This is a genomic window from Streptomyces sp. NPDC043870, from assembly GCF_056435785.1.
On sequence record NZ_JBWKDT010000012.1, the window covers coordinates 163,638 to 176,468 of the forward strand.

The following is a 12,831-nucleotide window of genomic DNA, read 5'->3' on the forward strand; positions in this document are numbered from 1 at the left end:
CGTCAGTCCGCCAGCAGGTCGTCCGCGTCCATGATCCGGTAGGCGTATCCCTGCTCCGCCAGGAAGCGCTGGCGGTGCGCCGCGAAGTCCTGGTCGATGGTGTCGCGGGCCACCACCGAGTAGAAGTGCGCCTTGTGGCCGTCGGCCTTCGGGCGCAGGACGCGGCCGAGACGCTGCGCCTCCTCCTGGCGGGAGCCGAAGGTGCCGGAGACCTGGATGGCGATCGTCGCCTCGGGCAGATCGATCGAGAAGTTCGCGACCTTGGACACGACGAGGACGCTGATCTCGCCGTTCCGGAACGCGTCGAAGAGCTTCTCGCGCTGCGAGTTGGGGGTCTCGCCCTTGATGACCGGGGCGTCCAGATGCTCGCCCAGCTCGTCGAGCTGGTCGATGTACTGGCCGATGACCAGGGTCTGCTGGCCCGTGTGCTTGCGGACCAGTTCCTCGGTCACACGGCGTTTCGTCTCCGTCGTCGCGCAGTAGCGGTACTTCTCCTCGGTCTCCGCCGTCGCGTACGCCAGCCGCTCGGAGTCGGTCAGATTGACCCGGACCTCGACACAGTCCGCGGGCGCGATGTAGCCCTGCGCCTCGATCTCCTTCCACGGTGCGTCGAAGCGCTTGGGGCCGATGAGCGAGAAGACGTCCGACTCACGGCCGTCCTCGCGGACGAGCGTCGCCGTCAGGCCGAGCCGGCGGCGGGCCTGGAGGTCGGCCGTGAACTTGAAGACCGGCGCGGGCAGCAGATGGACCTCGTCGTAGACGATCAGCCCCCAGTCGCGGGAGTCGAACAGCTCCAGGTGGGGGTAGATCCCCTTCCGCTTCGTCGTCAGCACCTGGTACGTGGCGATGGTGACCGGGCGGATCTCCTTCTTCGCGCCGCTGTACTCGCCGATCTCCTCCTCGGTGAGCGAGGTGCGCTTGATCAGCTCGTGCTTCCACTGGCGGGCCGAGACCGTGTTGGTGACGAGGATCAGGGTCGTCGCCTTCGCCTGGGCCATGGCGCCCGCGCCGACGAGGGTCTTGCCCGCGCCGCAGGGGAGCACCACGACGCCCGAGCCGCCGTGCCAGAAGCCCTCGACGGCCTGCTTCTGGTACGGGCGCAGGGACCAGCCCGCCTCGTCCAGGTCGATGCGGTGGGCCTCGCCGTCCACGTAGCCGGCGTGGTCCTCGGCGGGCCAGCCGAGCTTCAGCAGGGTCTGCTTGATCTGGCCGCGCTCGGAGGGGTGCACGGCGACCGTGTCCGCGTCGAGCCGGGCGCCGACCAGCGGCTGGATCTTCTTGGAGCGGAGGATCTCCTCCAGAACGGGCCGGTCTGTCGTGGTCAGCACCAGTCCGTGGGCGGGGTGCTTCTGGAGGGTCAGGCGGCCGTAGCGGGCCATCGTCTCGGCGACGTCGACGAGCAGCGCGTGCGGGACGGGGTAGCGCGAGAACTCGACGAGCGCGTCCACGACCTGCTCGGCGTCGTGCCCGGCCGCGCGCGCGTTCCAGAGGCCGAGCGGGGTGACGCGGTACGTGTGGATGTGCTCGGGGGCGCGCTCCAGCTCCGCGAACGGGGCGATGACGCGACGGCACGCGTCCGCCTGCTCGTGGTCGACCTCGAGCAGGAGAGTCTTGTCGCTCTGGACGATGAGTGGTCCGTTCACGCGTGTGCCCTTTCCTCATGGCGCCGTGCGGTCCCGTGCGGTCGCGGCCGGTCCCGTGCAGCCAAACCTCCAGTTTGCCTTATCGGGCGGTGCGGCCGGGTGGCGTCGGCCACACCATCTTGGCCACACCGCCGGGGCAACCCCACCCGTGCTTCAGATCAGCTGGCGTCGGTTCGTCAGGCCGGTTCGTCCGCGAGCTCGGCGACTCCGGTGATGCGGTGCAGCGGGTACGTACGGACCTCGTCGGCGGTGTGGTCGTACGCCGTGACGAAGCCGCCCTCGACGCGGACCGGTGCGATGACGCGCTGGCTGGCGGCGCCGTCCGCGTTGACGTACCCGATCCAGATCGCGGAGCCGGTGAGCGCCGCGGCCTGGACGGTCGCGAGGGTCTCGGCGGGAGTGGTGCGGGGAAGCTCGCCGTCGGCGGTGTGCGGGGCGGGTTTGCGTACGGCCGTGGCGGCCAGATCGCCCGCCCTGATCGCCTTCACCGCGGCGCCGAGCAGCGTGTCGTCGGGCACGGGCGGCCCGTCCGGGACGGGCGCGGGCGGGGTGCGGTGCGGGGTGCGGCGGGCGTCCGCGCGGGTGATCAGCACGTCTCCCTCGGCGGACTCGGCGGCCGGCGCGTACCCCATGGCCCGCAGCCCTTCGAGCAGCGTGGCCGGGTCGGCCTGGGCGGCCAGCACGGTGGGCGCGAGGCGCCGCATCCGCAGCCCGTGCGAGCGCCGGTCGGCGAGGATCTCGTCCAGCAGCGCGTCGTCGTCGCAGCGTACGTAGGCGGAGGCGGCACCGATACGGAGGTGGCCGTGCTTACGGGCCACATCGTCGATGAGATAGCTGAGCGGCTGCGGTACGGGCGTACGGCTGTGCCGCGCCAGGAACGTGTGCAGATCGGCCGCGGCCTGCCCGGCGTCCAGCGCCCGCCGCACGGACCCCGGCGTAAACCGGTACACGGTCGCGCCACCCTTCGACTCCACGTCCGCCACCACCCCCAGCGCTTCCGCGAGCGGCCGCTCCAGCGGCCCCGGCGCGACGGCGGTGAGGTCGGCCTGGAGAAGGACGTGGTCGAGCGGCTCGGGGAGGAGGGGGGCGATCGCGGCGGCCGCGAGCGCGGCACGCGCGGCGAGTTCGACGTGGCTGTGGGCGCCTTCGGCGGAGCCTGCTCCCGGCCCGGCGGACGCGGTGGCCGTGGCTGCCGGGCCGGCGGGCGCGGGCGGCTCGCCCAGGAGCGTGCGGGCCGCCGTGGCGAGGGCGCCGCGGCCTGTGATGCCGAGGAGTTCGGCCTCGGTGAGGGTCCAAGTGGCGATGCGGGAACGGAGGTCCGGGGCCTCCGGGGAGGTGGCGCGGACCGGGCGTTCCCAGCGCAGGCGGGCGAGGACGGTGTCCGGGACCGGGGCGGAGCCGGCGGGAAGGCCGGCGAGGAGGGTCAGGACGCGATGGCGGACCTCGGGCGCCGGGCCGCGGTCCAGATCGGGGCCGAGCGCGGCGAGCGTACGGCCCTTGGCGTCCTGGCCGCCGATCAGGCCGGACGTACGGGTCGCGGTGAGCCAGGCCGTCGCGAGCGACGTCCAGCGCGCGGGCGCGGGGAGGTCGAGCCACTCGTCGTACGCGGGCGTCGGCGCGAACCGCTCGTCCGCCTCGCCGTCCGAGGCCAGCAGCCCCGCCGCGTAGGCCAGTTCGATCCAGAACGCGGCGATCTGCTCGGAGACGTCGAGCGCGGCTGCCGTGCGCTTGAGGTCACGGACGCTCAGCCCGCCCGCCCTCAGCACCGCGGGTCCGCTCGTCTGCCACTCCTTCAGCAGCTCCTCGACCGTCGCGAGCGCGGTGTACGCCTGCCCCGCGGCCGTACTGTCCACAACCTGTGGACGGTGTTCGGCCGCGACCACCACCTCCGGCGGCACCGGCTCCGGCTCCTGGTGGGCCCGCCCGCCGCGCAGATGCAGCGCCGCCTCGCGCGGCAGCACCACCGTCCGCGGCGACGTGGGCAGCAGCAGACCCCGGTCCCGCAGCCAGCGCACCGGCGGCGTGGGATCGGCGGTCACCTCTCCGTACGGCGGCCCCCACACCAGCCGGTCCAGCACCGCCAGTGCCTCCGGCGGAGCCGTGTCCAGGAGCGCCGTCATCCGCTCCCGGTCCGTGAACAGCGCGGTCAGCGCGGCGACCGCCGACACCGGGTCGTGGGTCGTCGGCAGCCCCGCCGCGGCGACGATCTCCTGCAGCCGCCCCGGCGACATGCCCGCGGTGGCCTCGGCGACCGTCGGGCCGAGCCCGGTCGGGGACGGGTGCGCCGGGGACGGCACGAGCAGTTCGCGCGCGGTACGCACCAGCCGCAGCCGCTCGTCGTCGCCCCACACCAGCGCCTGCTCGCGCAGCACGCCCAGCGCGCGGGGCAGCGCCGCCTCGACCGCCGGGTCGCCGTCGTCTCCGGCCAGCAGCGCGCGGACCGTGTCGTACGACGCGGGCTCAGCGGCCACGGCCAGCGCCTGCGCGGTCTGCTGCGTGAACCGGTCCAGCCGCTCCAGCGCCCGGACCACCGAGGCCCGGGTGCCGGCGCGGGTGGCGAGCTGGGTCAGGTCGTTCGGGACCGGGGACAGCAGATCGGGGCGGGCGCGCAGCAGTGCCGCCAGCCCTTCGTCGCCGCCGGTGCGCAGCGCCTCGGCCAGCGTGCGCGGTGCCGCGCCGGCCGTACTTGCGGATGCTTCCGCGGGCGTTCCTGTGGGCACGTGCGCCTCCCGATCGAGCTCACCGGTCCCCATCCGCCCCACGTTAGCCCCTGCCGCCGCGCTAACGTCGGGTCAGGCGCCCTCCGATACCGGGCGCGCTGTGGAGGGGCGTCCGTGGGGATCGAGAGCGACCAGCTTGTCTTCGATTATCTGAGCCGGGTCGGGGACCTGGCCCAGCAGCGCCAGTTGCCCTCCGGTACCAGGATGAGGCTCGTGTCGTCGCTGCGGAACGAGATCGACCGGCAGCGCGCGAAATACGAGACGGACAGCCCGGCGGCCGTCCGACGCATCCTGGGGCGGCTGGGGACGCCGGACGAGGTGGTGGACGCTGCGGCGGGCGGTGCCCCGGCCGCACCCGCCGCGCCCTCGGTGCCTGCCGTGCCGGAGCAGCGGACCCGTTCCGGCCGGCGGATCATGCCGCGTACGCGCAGGTCGGAAGGAAAGGACACGAAGGGCACCCGGCCCTCCACCGCCGCGTCGCCCCCGCACTTGGCCGGGATGGACGAGCTCGGCCCGTCCGCGGGCGCCGCACCTGACTGGTGGCGGGTCGAACCGGGGCCGGGCGGGGGGCCGGGCGGGCAGGGAGAAGACATCGGCGGGTTCGTCGGCGGGGTGGAGATTCCGGAGCTTCTGAAGCCTCCGCGCACGGAGGAGGACGCGGCGGAGGCCGCCGATGAGCCCGGGGCGGAGGAGGCGGACGCCGACGCCGCGGCACCGGGGCGGTGGCGCCCGCGTCTTCGCCGCCGCCGTACGAACGGGGCGGCCTCGGCTCCCACCGCCGCGCGCCCGTCGCTCGGCAACCCGTTGCTTCTCTTCGCCGCCGCGCTCCTGGCCGTCGGCACGGTCCTCGGCTCCTGGATCGCCCTCGCCGGCGGCTGGCTCCTCGCGTACGCCTCCCGCGCCCTCTCGCGCAGGGAAGCGAAGGGGGCGGTCATCGGCCTGCCCGCCGCCGTCGCCGCCGGCGCCGCTGTCTGGCTCTGGGGCCGTGTCGACGGCCGCTGGGGCGAACCGATCCCACGGGGCGGCGAGGCGATGCGCGAGGCGCTGTCCTCGACCTGGCCGTGGGTGGTGCGGGGGGCGGCGCTGGCGACCGCGCTCTATCTGGTGTGGCGAGCGCGCAGGAAGTAGCCGGTGGCCGGGGCGTCAGGGCGCAGGCGGCGGGCTCCGCTCCCCGTGCTGCCCTTCCCGCGGTGTGCGCTCCGCAGCGTGGGCCCGCTGCAGGCGCCACCGTCCGCCGTGTCCTGAAGGCGGCGGCTGACATCGAAACCCGTCAAGAAGCGGGTAAGGGACGGCCAACTGCAGGCGCCGCCCGGTGGCGCCTTGCGGGCACAATGGCCCGCATGGCTCCGGACCCCGCGACACCACCGCTCACCGTCGGCTTCGACCTCGATATGACCCTGATCGACTCACGCCCCGGTATCCGGGCCGCCTACCAGGCACTCTCCGCGGAGACGGGCGTCTGGATCGACGCCGATCTCGCGGTCACCCGGCTCGGACCGCCGCTGGAGGAGGAGCTCGCGCACTGGTTCCCGGACGACCGGATCCAGGAGATGGGCGACCGCTACCGCGAGATCTATCCCACGCACGCCATCACGCCGACTCCCGCGATGCCCGGCGCCCGTGAAGCCGTCGCCGCGGTCCAGTCGCTCGGCGGCCGGGCGATCGTCGTCACCGCCAAGCACGAGCCGAACGCCAGGCTGCACCTCGCCCACCTCGGCATCGAGCCGGACGAGGTGATCGGCTGGCTGTGGGCGGAGGCCAAGGCGGAGGCGCTGCGCGAGCACGACGCGCGGGTGTACGTCGGCGACCACACCGGGGATGTGCGTGGCGCCCGTACCGCGGGAGCGCTCTCCGTCGCCGTGCCGACCGGGCCGTGCGAGGAGGGTGAGCTGCGGGACGCCGGGGCGGACGTGGTCCTGCCCGACCTCACCGCGTTCCCGGCCTGGCTCGGCGGGTACGCCGACACGTACGCCTACGCGGAGGAGCGTGCCTGACGGCGCTGCGCGGCGATCGACCGCAGCACGCCCGCGCCCGCGACGAGGAACCCGATGCCCATCAGCATGCTCACGAGGTACGCGGCCGTCGGGAACGGATCCGTACCGAGGAACAGCGGGGCCACCGTGACCAGAGTGGCCACCGCGCCGATGATGAAGACGATCGCACCGACACGGACGAGCCCGTCCCCGGGGCCGGTCGAATTGGCTTGGGTTTCATGAGTCACCCGACCAGGGTAGTTCCCAGCGCGTAGGAACCGCCGGGGACGTCTTGTCAGTGGCCCCCGGACCATTAGCCTTGTGTGGTGGCGGGTCGGGCGACCCGCTGCAGTGCTATCCAGAGCAGTTTTGCGAGCGGTTCCAATCGGTTTCCGAGCGGATTCCGGGCGGATTCCGAGCGTTTTCGAAATCCCGACGAGTACGAGGACGAGGACAGACGTGCCTACCGGCAAGGTCAAGTGGTTCAACAGTGAGAAGGGCTTCGGCTTTCTCTCCCGCGACGACGGCGGCGACGTCTTCGTCCACTCGTCGGTGCTTCCTGACGGAGTCGACAGCCTGAAGCCGGGGCAGCGGGTCGAGTTCGGCGTCGTCGCGGGTCAGCGGGGTGACCAGGCGCTCTCGGTGACGGTCCTGGACCCGACCCCGTCCGTCGCCGCCGCCCAGCGCCGCAAGCCGGACGAACTGGCGTCGATCGTGCAGGACCTGACGACGCTCCTGGAGAACATCACGCCGTCGCTGGAGCGGGGCCGCTACCCCGACAAGGCCCACGGCAAGAAGATCGCGGGCCTGCTGCGCGCGGTCGCCGACCAGCTCGACGTCTAGGGCGTCTCGTCCGGCGCGTCCGGACGAACGACCGCCGGACGAACGACAACTAGACGGACGACAACTACACGAACGACAGCGCTTCCGGGCCGAGGGGCGGCACCAGCCCCTCGGCCGCGGCGCGCGTGAGGAGCCCGCGGACCGCGGCGTAGCCGTTCTCGCCGAGCCCCGCCGTGAACTCGTTGACGTACAGCCCGATGTGCTGATCGGCCACCGCCGGGTCCATCTCCTGGGCGTGCTCCAGTACGTACGGGCGGGACGCCACCGGGTCGTCCCATGCCATCCGCACGGACGTACGGGCCGACTCGGCCAGCAGCGTCAGCATCTCCGGGCCCAGCGACCGCTTGGCGACGATCGCGCCGAGCGGGATCGGCAGACCCGTCGTGGACTCCCAGTGCTCGCCCATGTCAGCAAGGCAGTGCAGGTCGTAGTTCTGATAGGTGAACCGCGCCTCGTGGATCACGAGCCCGGCGTCCACCTTGCCGTCCCGTACCGCCGGCATGATCTCGTGGAACGGCAGGACGACGATCCGGCCCACGCCCTCCGGCACCTGATCCGCCGCCCACAGCCGGAACAGGAGGTACGCCGTCGACTTCTCGCTCGGCACGGCGACGGTCTTCCCCGCGAGGTCCGCGGCGGACCAGGGTTCGTGGGTGAGGCTGTGCTCCTTTGGTTCCCTCACCAGCAGAAGCGGGCCGCAGCCCCGCCCCAGCGCCCCGCCGCAGGGCAGCAGCGCGTACTCGTCGAGGACGTAGGGCAGTACGGCGTACGACACCTTCAGGACGTCGAACTCGCCGCGCTCGGCCATGCCGTTGGTGATGTCGATGTCGGCGAACGTGACATCGAGACGGGGCGCGCCGGGGACCCGGCCGTGCGCCCACGCGTCGAAGACGAAGGTGTCGTTCGGGCAGGGAGAGTAAGCGATCTGGATCCGCCGGGGTGTCATCCGGACTCCTCCTCGAAGACAGGGCCGAGCAGCCCGAACGCGTGCCGCAGGGACTCCAGCGCCTCGCCGATCCGCCAGGCGGAGCGGTCGCGCGGGCCGACGGCGTTCGACACGGCCCGGATCTCCACGACGGGCACACCGTGCGCGGCGGCGGCCTCGGCGACCCCGAAGCCCTCCATCGCCTCGGCGGCGGCCCGGGGGTGACGCGTGATCAGTTCGGCGGCGCGCGCGCCGGTGCCGGTGACGGTGGACACGGTGAGGACCGGCCCGTACACCGCGTCCAGGGTCTTGGCGATCCGGCCCGAGAGGGGCGACGGAACATGCACCGACCGCCCGAAACCCAGCTCCTCGACGGCGAGGAATCCGTCGGGCGTCTGTGCGCCCAGATCGCCCGCGACGATCGCGTCGGCCACGACGACCGCGCCGACCGGCGCGACCGGCTGGAACCCTCCGCCGATCCCGGCGGACACGACGAGGTCGTAGCCGGGACGGGCAGCCGGACCGACTGCTCCCGCTGGCCGGCCCGGGTCCTGTCCGGCGGCTCCGTGCACGCCCGGGCCCGCCTGCTCGTACACCGCCGCGGTCAGCGCCGTCGCCGTCGCCGCGGCCGCGGCCGCCGGGCCCACACCCGCCGGGAGGACGTCCACGCGCACTCCCGCGCCCGCACAGCGGCGCAGGGCGTGGCCGCCCGGGAGGGGGTGCGTGGTGGACGGGCCGTGGGCGGAGAGGCCGGCGGAGACGGAGTCCGCCTCCGCCGGCACCGCGGTCACGACGAGTACGCGCATGGCTGGGTGGTGCCGGGCCGGCTCAGACCTTGTTGAGCTTGAAGTGCCAGATGCCGGTCAGCCTCTTGCCGGAGGTCTCCACGATGGAGACCTGCGCGGTGCTGGAGGCCTCACCGGTCGGGCTGGTGAAGAACGCGCTGGCCGGGATGGTCCGGTACGTCTTGTGGTACGGCTCCTGCTCGGCGCGCTCACCACCGATGAAGATCGTCCAGCCGTTCTCGGCGATCTCCGGGTCGACGCCGAACCGGATCTTGTCGTCCGAGGCGACGTCGATGGACTTCTCGGCCTTCTCGTTCAGGCAGCCCTGGGCCAGCGACTCCTTGATGGCATTGCCGTCGTTGTAGCAGGCCGCCTCGGAGTGGACCGACTCGGTCCCGACCGTCACGGTCGCGATCGGCGTCGGCTTGTCGCAGGCGGAGAGTACGAGGAGGCCGGCGGACACGGCACCGAGGGCGGCGGCGGCCCGGCGGTGCTTGCCGGTAAAGAACGCAACGGTCATGGTCCGAAGGCTATCGGGCCCCCGGTGTCCCGCAGCGCGGGGGTGCGGCGTGGCGCCGAGCCTCACCGTGCCCGGGGCACCCGGCGCACCGGCCCGGGGCGCCGGGCGTCACCGCACCCGGGGCACAGTGCCTGGAGCACCGGGCGTCACTGCACCCGGGGTGCGGCGCTCACCCGGTGCGACGGGGGCAGTGTGCTGCGCCGGGAGGCCACCAGCAGGCCGTGCAGGGCCAGCGCCGCACCCGTCGCCAGGATCGCCGCCGCCACCGCCATGCCGAGCACCCCGTTCAGCGGCAGGGCGATCCCGATCGCTCCGCCCACCACCCACGACATCTGCAGCAGCGTCTCCGAACGGGCGAACGCCGACGTCCGTACCGACTCCGGAACGTCCCGCTGGATCATCGCGTCCAGCGACAGCTTCGACAGTGCCTGCGAGAGCCCCGCCACCCCGGCCAGCACCGCCACCATGAACGGGCTGAAGAACACGGCCGCGAGGATCGCCGCCGACAGCGCGAGCGACAGGCCCGTGGCGACGATCACTTCCGGGGGGCGGTTCCTCACCCACGCCCCGATCGCCGTACCGCAGGCATTTCCGACACCCGCCGCGATGCCCACCATGACCAGCGACACCGCCGCGCTCTGCCCGGCCATCGGATGCACCCGCAGCAGGAACGCAAGGAAGAAGATCAGGAACCCGGAGAGCATGCGGTGCGCCGCGTTCGCCTGCAGTCCGTGCAGCACCGACGGGCCGACCGTGCGCAGGCTCGGCTTCCGTTCGCCGTGCGTCAGCATGTGCGCCTTGCGCTCACCCTTCGCCGAGTCGACCTTGTGCGGCAGGCTGAACGCCAGGAAGGTGCCCGCGACGAAGACGGCGCACGCCCCGTACAGCGGCCAGGCGGGGCCGAACCGCTGCAGCGCGGCGCCGACGGGCGCGGCGATCCCGGTCGCGACCAGCCCGGCCAGGGTCACCCGGGAATTCGCCTTCACGAGGGCGAACCCGGGCGGCAGCAGCCGGGGTACGACGGCGCTTCTGACCACTCCGTACGCCTTCGACGCCACCAGCACCCCGAGCGCCGCCGGATACAGCTCCAGGCCGCCCGTAGCGACCGCGCCCGACATGGTGAGCGCCAGTACCGCCCGGGTCATCATCGCGCCCGCCATCGCGGCGCGGCGGCCGTGCGGGATGTGGTCCAGCAGCGGGCCGATCACGGGAGCGAGCAGAGCGAACGGCGCCAAGGTGATCGCGAGATAGAGCGCCACGCGCCCGCGGGCCTCGTCGGTGGGCACCGAGAAGAAGACCGTCGAGGCGAGCGCGACGGTGATCATGACATCGCCGGCGCCGTTGACCGCGTGCAGCTCGATGAGTTTGCCCAGCCCGGATTCGCCCGCCCCATGGGCGTGGGTCGCCCGGCGAATACCCTTCGCCGTACCGGTGAACGGCAGGTGCAGAGCACGGCCGACCGCCCGGCCCGCCCTGTTCAGCGGCCCGGAACCGTCGGACGACCTCGCGGCTGTCACGTCGTCATAGTGCCCTAAGCACCTTCGACCCGAACCGGGATTCGGACGGGCAGGTGGGCGGCACGCCACGGAGGGGGTAGCGTGCGTAGCGCGCCACCGGCGGTAGTTCTCGGCCGCGCGCCTCTTCGCCATCCCGCAGAATGGGTGACGGTAGGTGTGCCCGAGACAGATTGCCCGGGCGCGGACGTCGATGCGGCCCACTGGTCCGCTCCGCCCGCCGCCCGTACATCGCGAATCGGCCGGCGCACCCGTGAGACGGCGTAGGAGAGAAGCGAGACCTGTGAGTGCTGCGACGACGCGAAGCCGTACCCCCGACCGTCTGTGCGCCGAGGCGGTAGACCTCGCGCGGACAGCTGCCGAGGAGGCAGCCGCGCCGGGGGTGGTGGGCGAGCATGTCTCGCTCGTGTCCGAGGGCGACAGGGTCGTCACCCACCTCTTCGAGTGCCAGGAGCCGGGGTACAAGGGGTGGCGCTGGGCCGTCACCGTCGCCCGGGCGTCCCGCGCGAAGGTCGTCACCCTCGACGAGACCGTGCTGCTGCCGGGGCCCGACGCGCTGCTGGCGCCGGAGTGGGTGCCGTGGAGCGAGCGGCTGCGGCCGGGGGACATGGGGCCGGGGGATCTGCTTCCGACCGAGGCCGAGGACCTGCGGCTGGAGCCCGGCTACACGGGCGAGGACGCGCCCCCGCCGAACTCGCCGGTCTCCGGCGAGATGGCCGACCGGGTCGACGCGGAGGACGCGGAGATCGTCTCCCGCGCCCCGTCGCGAGGTGCGATCTCGTCGGTCGCGGAGGAGCTCGGGATGCGGCGGGCGCGGGTGCTGTCGCGGTACGGGCTGCATGTCGCCGCGGACCGCTGGGAGGAGTCGTACGGCGCGAAGACGCCGATGGCGCAGGCGGCGCCCGCGACCTGCGTGTCATGCGGGTTCCTGATGCCGCTGGGCGGGTCGCTCAAGCAGGCTTTCGGGGTGTGCGCGAACGAGTTCTCGCCGGCGGACGGGCGGGTCGTGTCGCTCTCGTACGGGTGCGGCGGGCACTCGGAGGCGGCGGTCATGCCGAAGCCACCCCGGCCCGCGCCGCCGGTGCTGGACTCGATGCGCCCCGACGAGTTCCCGCTCCGGCCCGCCCCGGACAGCGGGTCGGTCCCGGACCACGTGGACGCGGCGTCGCCGGACGATCTGGGCCACTCCTAGGCCAGGACCGGGCCCGGCCGAAACAGGACCAGGAAAGGGCCCGGCCAGGAAGAGTTTCAGGCCAGGACAGGGCCAGTGGCAGGAAAGGCCCCGGCGCCGAGGGTGCCGGGGCCTTTGCCATGAGGCCGCCTGTGTGCGGGGTGCGGGCCCGCCCGGTCAGCCCGTGCGGGTGACGGTCTCGTAGCCCGCATCGCTGAACAGGGAGATCCGCAGGCGCCCGACGCCCGCCGGGAACGATTCCGTCAGCGAGAGGCGGATCCGGTGGGTGCGGGAGCTTCCCGCTTCGAGGCGGGCGCCATCCGTCAGGTCCGCCTCGTATCCGGACCCGCTGACGCCGCCCACCGGCCGCCAGCGGCCGGTCGAGGGGTCGAGCAGGGACACGTTGACGGCGCCGCGCACCAGGGGGCCGCCGGACTCGGGCGTGATGGTCAGGACGTCGGACGCGTTCTCGACGGCCTCGCCCCGGTGATCGTGCGGCGGACGCCGCCCGCGGACACCGGCAGCCGCTCCCACACGCCGTCCACCAGATGCTCGATGACGACCTTGGACGGGTCGGCGGCCACGCGCTCCACCGCGGCGTTGACGTGCTTGCCGTAGGCGACGGTGATGAGGCCCTGCCGGTCGATGGCGTCCTTGCCGGACTTTGTTGGTGATCTCCGCGGTGAAGGAGGTCCGCTGGCCGAGTCTGAAGGAGCCGCTGATGTCGACGTTCGTCG

12 protein-coding genes are annotated in these 12,831 nt (G+C 73.2%); 4 read left to right on the top strand and 8 right to left on the bottom strand.

Annotation, left to right across the window (positions count from 1 at the left end):
• Positions 1-2: 2 nt before the first annotated feature.
• Both AC0699_RS17935 and AC0699_RS17940 read right to left on the bottom strand, forming a co-directional pair.
• Entirely contained in the window at positions 3-1,643 is a 1,641-nt protein-coding gene (locus tag AC0699_RS17935; protein WP_478660979.1) for a DNA repair helicase XPB, read from the bottom strand.
• A gap of 176 nt (positions 1,644-1,819) precedes the next feature.
• Positions 1,820-4,396, bottom strand: coding sequence for a helicase-associated domain-containing protein (locus AC0699_RS17940; protein WP_478660981.1), 2,577 nt, complete (start codon positions 4,394-4,396; stop codon positions 1,820-1,822).
• Positions 4,397-4,477: 81 nt separating this feature from the next.
• Here AC0699_RS17940 and AC0699_RS17945 point away from each other — a divergent pair, with 81 nt between their 5' ends.
• Positions 4,478-5,491: a hypothetical protein gene (locus AC0699_RS17945; RefSeq protein ID WP_478660983.1), complete on the top strand. Its 1,014-nt coding sequence runs from the start codon at positions 4,478-4,480 to the stop codon at positions 5,489-5,491.
• 212 nt (positions 5,492-5,703) lie between these two features.
• Positions 5,704-6,357 carry an HAD family hydrolase gene (locus AC0699_RS17950; RefSeq protein WP_478660985.1) on the top strand — a complete coding sequence of 218 codons (654 nt, stop codon included), beginning with the start codon at positions 5,704-5,706 and terminating at the stop codon, positions 6,355-6,357.
• On the opposite strand, the gene AC0699_RS17955 is transcribed toward AC0699_RS17950, so the two are convergent.
• Positions 6,336-6,584, bottom strand: a complete 249-nt coding sequence (locus AC0699_RS17955) for a hypothetical protein (protein ID WP_478660987.1) — start codon at positions 6,582-6,584, stop codon at positions 6,336-6,338. The genes AC0699_RS17950 and AC0699_RS17955 overlap by 22 nt on opposite strands.
• Positions 6,585-6,795: 211 nt before the next feature.
• On the opposite strand from AC0699_RS17955, the gene AC0699_RS17960 reads away from it, so the two are divergent.
• Positions 6,796-7,179 (top strand): cold-shock protein, encoded by a 384-nt coding sequence (locus AC0699_RS17960; RefSeq protein ID WP_385414414.1) that lies wholly within the window; start codon positions 6,796-6,798, stop codon positions 7,177-7,179.
• A 64-nt stretch (positions 7,180-7,243) separates the two neighbouring features.
• Here the strand turns inward: AC0699_RS17960 and AC0699_RS17965 are convergent, their stop codons facing one another.
• The 4 genes from AC0699_RS17965 to AC0699_RS17980 all read right to left on the bottom strand — a co-directional run bounded on the left by AC0699_RS17965 (position 7,244) and on the right by AC0699_RS17980 (position 10,926).
• Positions 7,244-8,125 (bottom strand): 1,4-dihydroxy-6-naphthoate synthase, encoded by an 882-nt coding sequence (locus AC0699_RS17965; RefSeq protein ID WP_478660991.1) that lies wholly within the window; start codon positions 8,123-8,125, stop codon positions 7,244-7,246.
• Positions 8,122-8,910, bottom strand: a complete 789-nt coding sequence (locus AC0699_RS17970) for a futalosine hydrolase (RefSeq protein WP_478660992.1) — start codon at positions 8,908-8,910, stop codon at positions 8,122-8,124. The genes AC0699_RS17965 and AC0699_RS17970 overlap by 4 nt, the downstream gene beginning before the upstream one ends.
• Before the next feature lie 22 nt (positions 8,911-8,932).
• Positions 8,933-9,409, bottom strand: coding sequence for a DUF2771 domain-containing protein (locus tag AC0699_RS17975; protein WP_478660994.1), 477 nt, complete (start codon positions 9,407-9,409; stop codon positions 8,933-8,935).
• A 146-nt stretch (positions 9,410-9,555) separates the two neighbouring features.
• Positions 9,556-10,926, bottom strand: a complete 1,371-nt coding sequence (locus AC0699_RS17980) for an MFS transporter (RefSeq protein ID WP_478660996.1) — start codon at positions 10,924-10,926, stop codon at positions 9,556-9,558.
• A 280-nt stretch (positions 10,927-11,206) separates the two neighbouring features.
• On the opposite strand from AC0699_RS17980, the gene AC0699_RS17985 reads away from it, so the two are divergent.
• Complete coding sequence (locus tag AC0699_RS17985; RefSeq protein ID WP_478660998.1) at positions 11,207-12,115, top strand: DUF3027 domain-containing protein; 909 nt, start codon at positions 11,207-11,209, stop codon at positions 12,113-12,115.
• Between the two features lie 156 nt (positions 12,116-12,271).
• Here the strand turns inward: AC0699_RS17985 and AC0699_RS17990 are convergent, their stop codons facing one another.
• Positions 12,272-12,628, bottom strand: a complete 357-nt coding sequence (locus AC0699_RS17990; RefSeq protein ID WP_478661000.1) for a hypothetical protein — start codon at positions 12,626-12,628, stop codon at positions 12,272-12,274.
• Positions 12,629-12,831: the final 203 nt, after the last annotated feature.

What these genes read in the sequence shown, in the direction of transcription:
- AC0699_RS17940 (WP_478660981.1), bottom strand. Translation starts at nt 4,396, where the DNA reads ATGGGGACCGGTGAGCTCGATCGGGAGGCGCACGTGCCCACAGGAACG.
- AC0699_RS17950 (WP_478660985.1), top strand. Translation starts at nt 5,704, where the DNA reads ATGGCTCCGGACCCCGCGACACCACCGCTCACCGTCGGCTTCGACCTC.
- AC0699_RS17965 (WP_478660991.1), bottom strand. Translation starts at nt 8,125, where the DNA reads ATGACACCCCGGCGGATCCAGATCGCTTACTCTCCCTGCCCGAACGAC.
- AC0699_RS17970 (WP_478660992.1), bottom strand. Translation starts at nt 8,910, where the DNA reads ATGCGCGTACTCGTCGTGACCGCGGTGCCGGCGGAGGCGGACTCCGTC.
- AC0699_RS17975 (WP_478660994.1), bottom strand. Translation starts at nt 9,409, where the DNA reads ATGACCGTTGCGTTCTTTACCGGCAAGCACCGCCGGGCCGCCGCCGCC.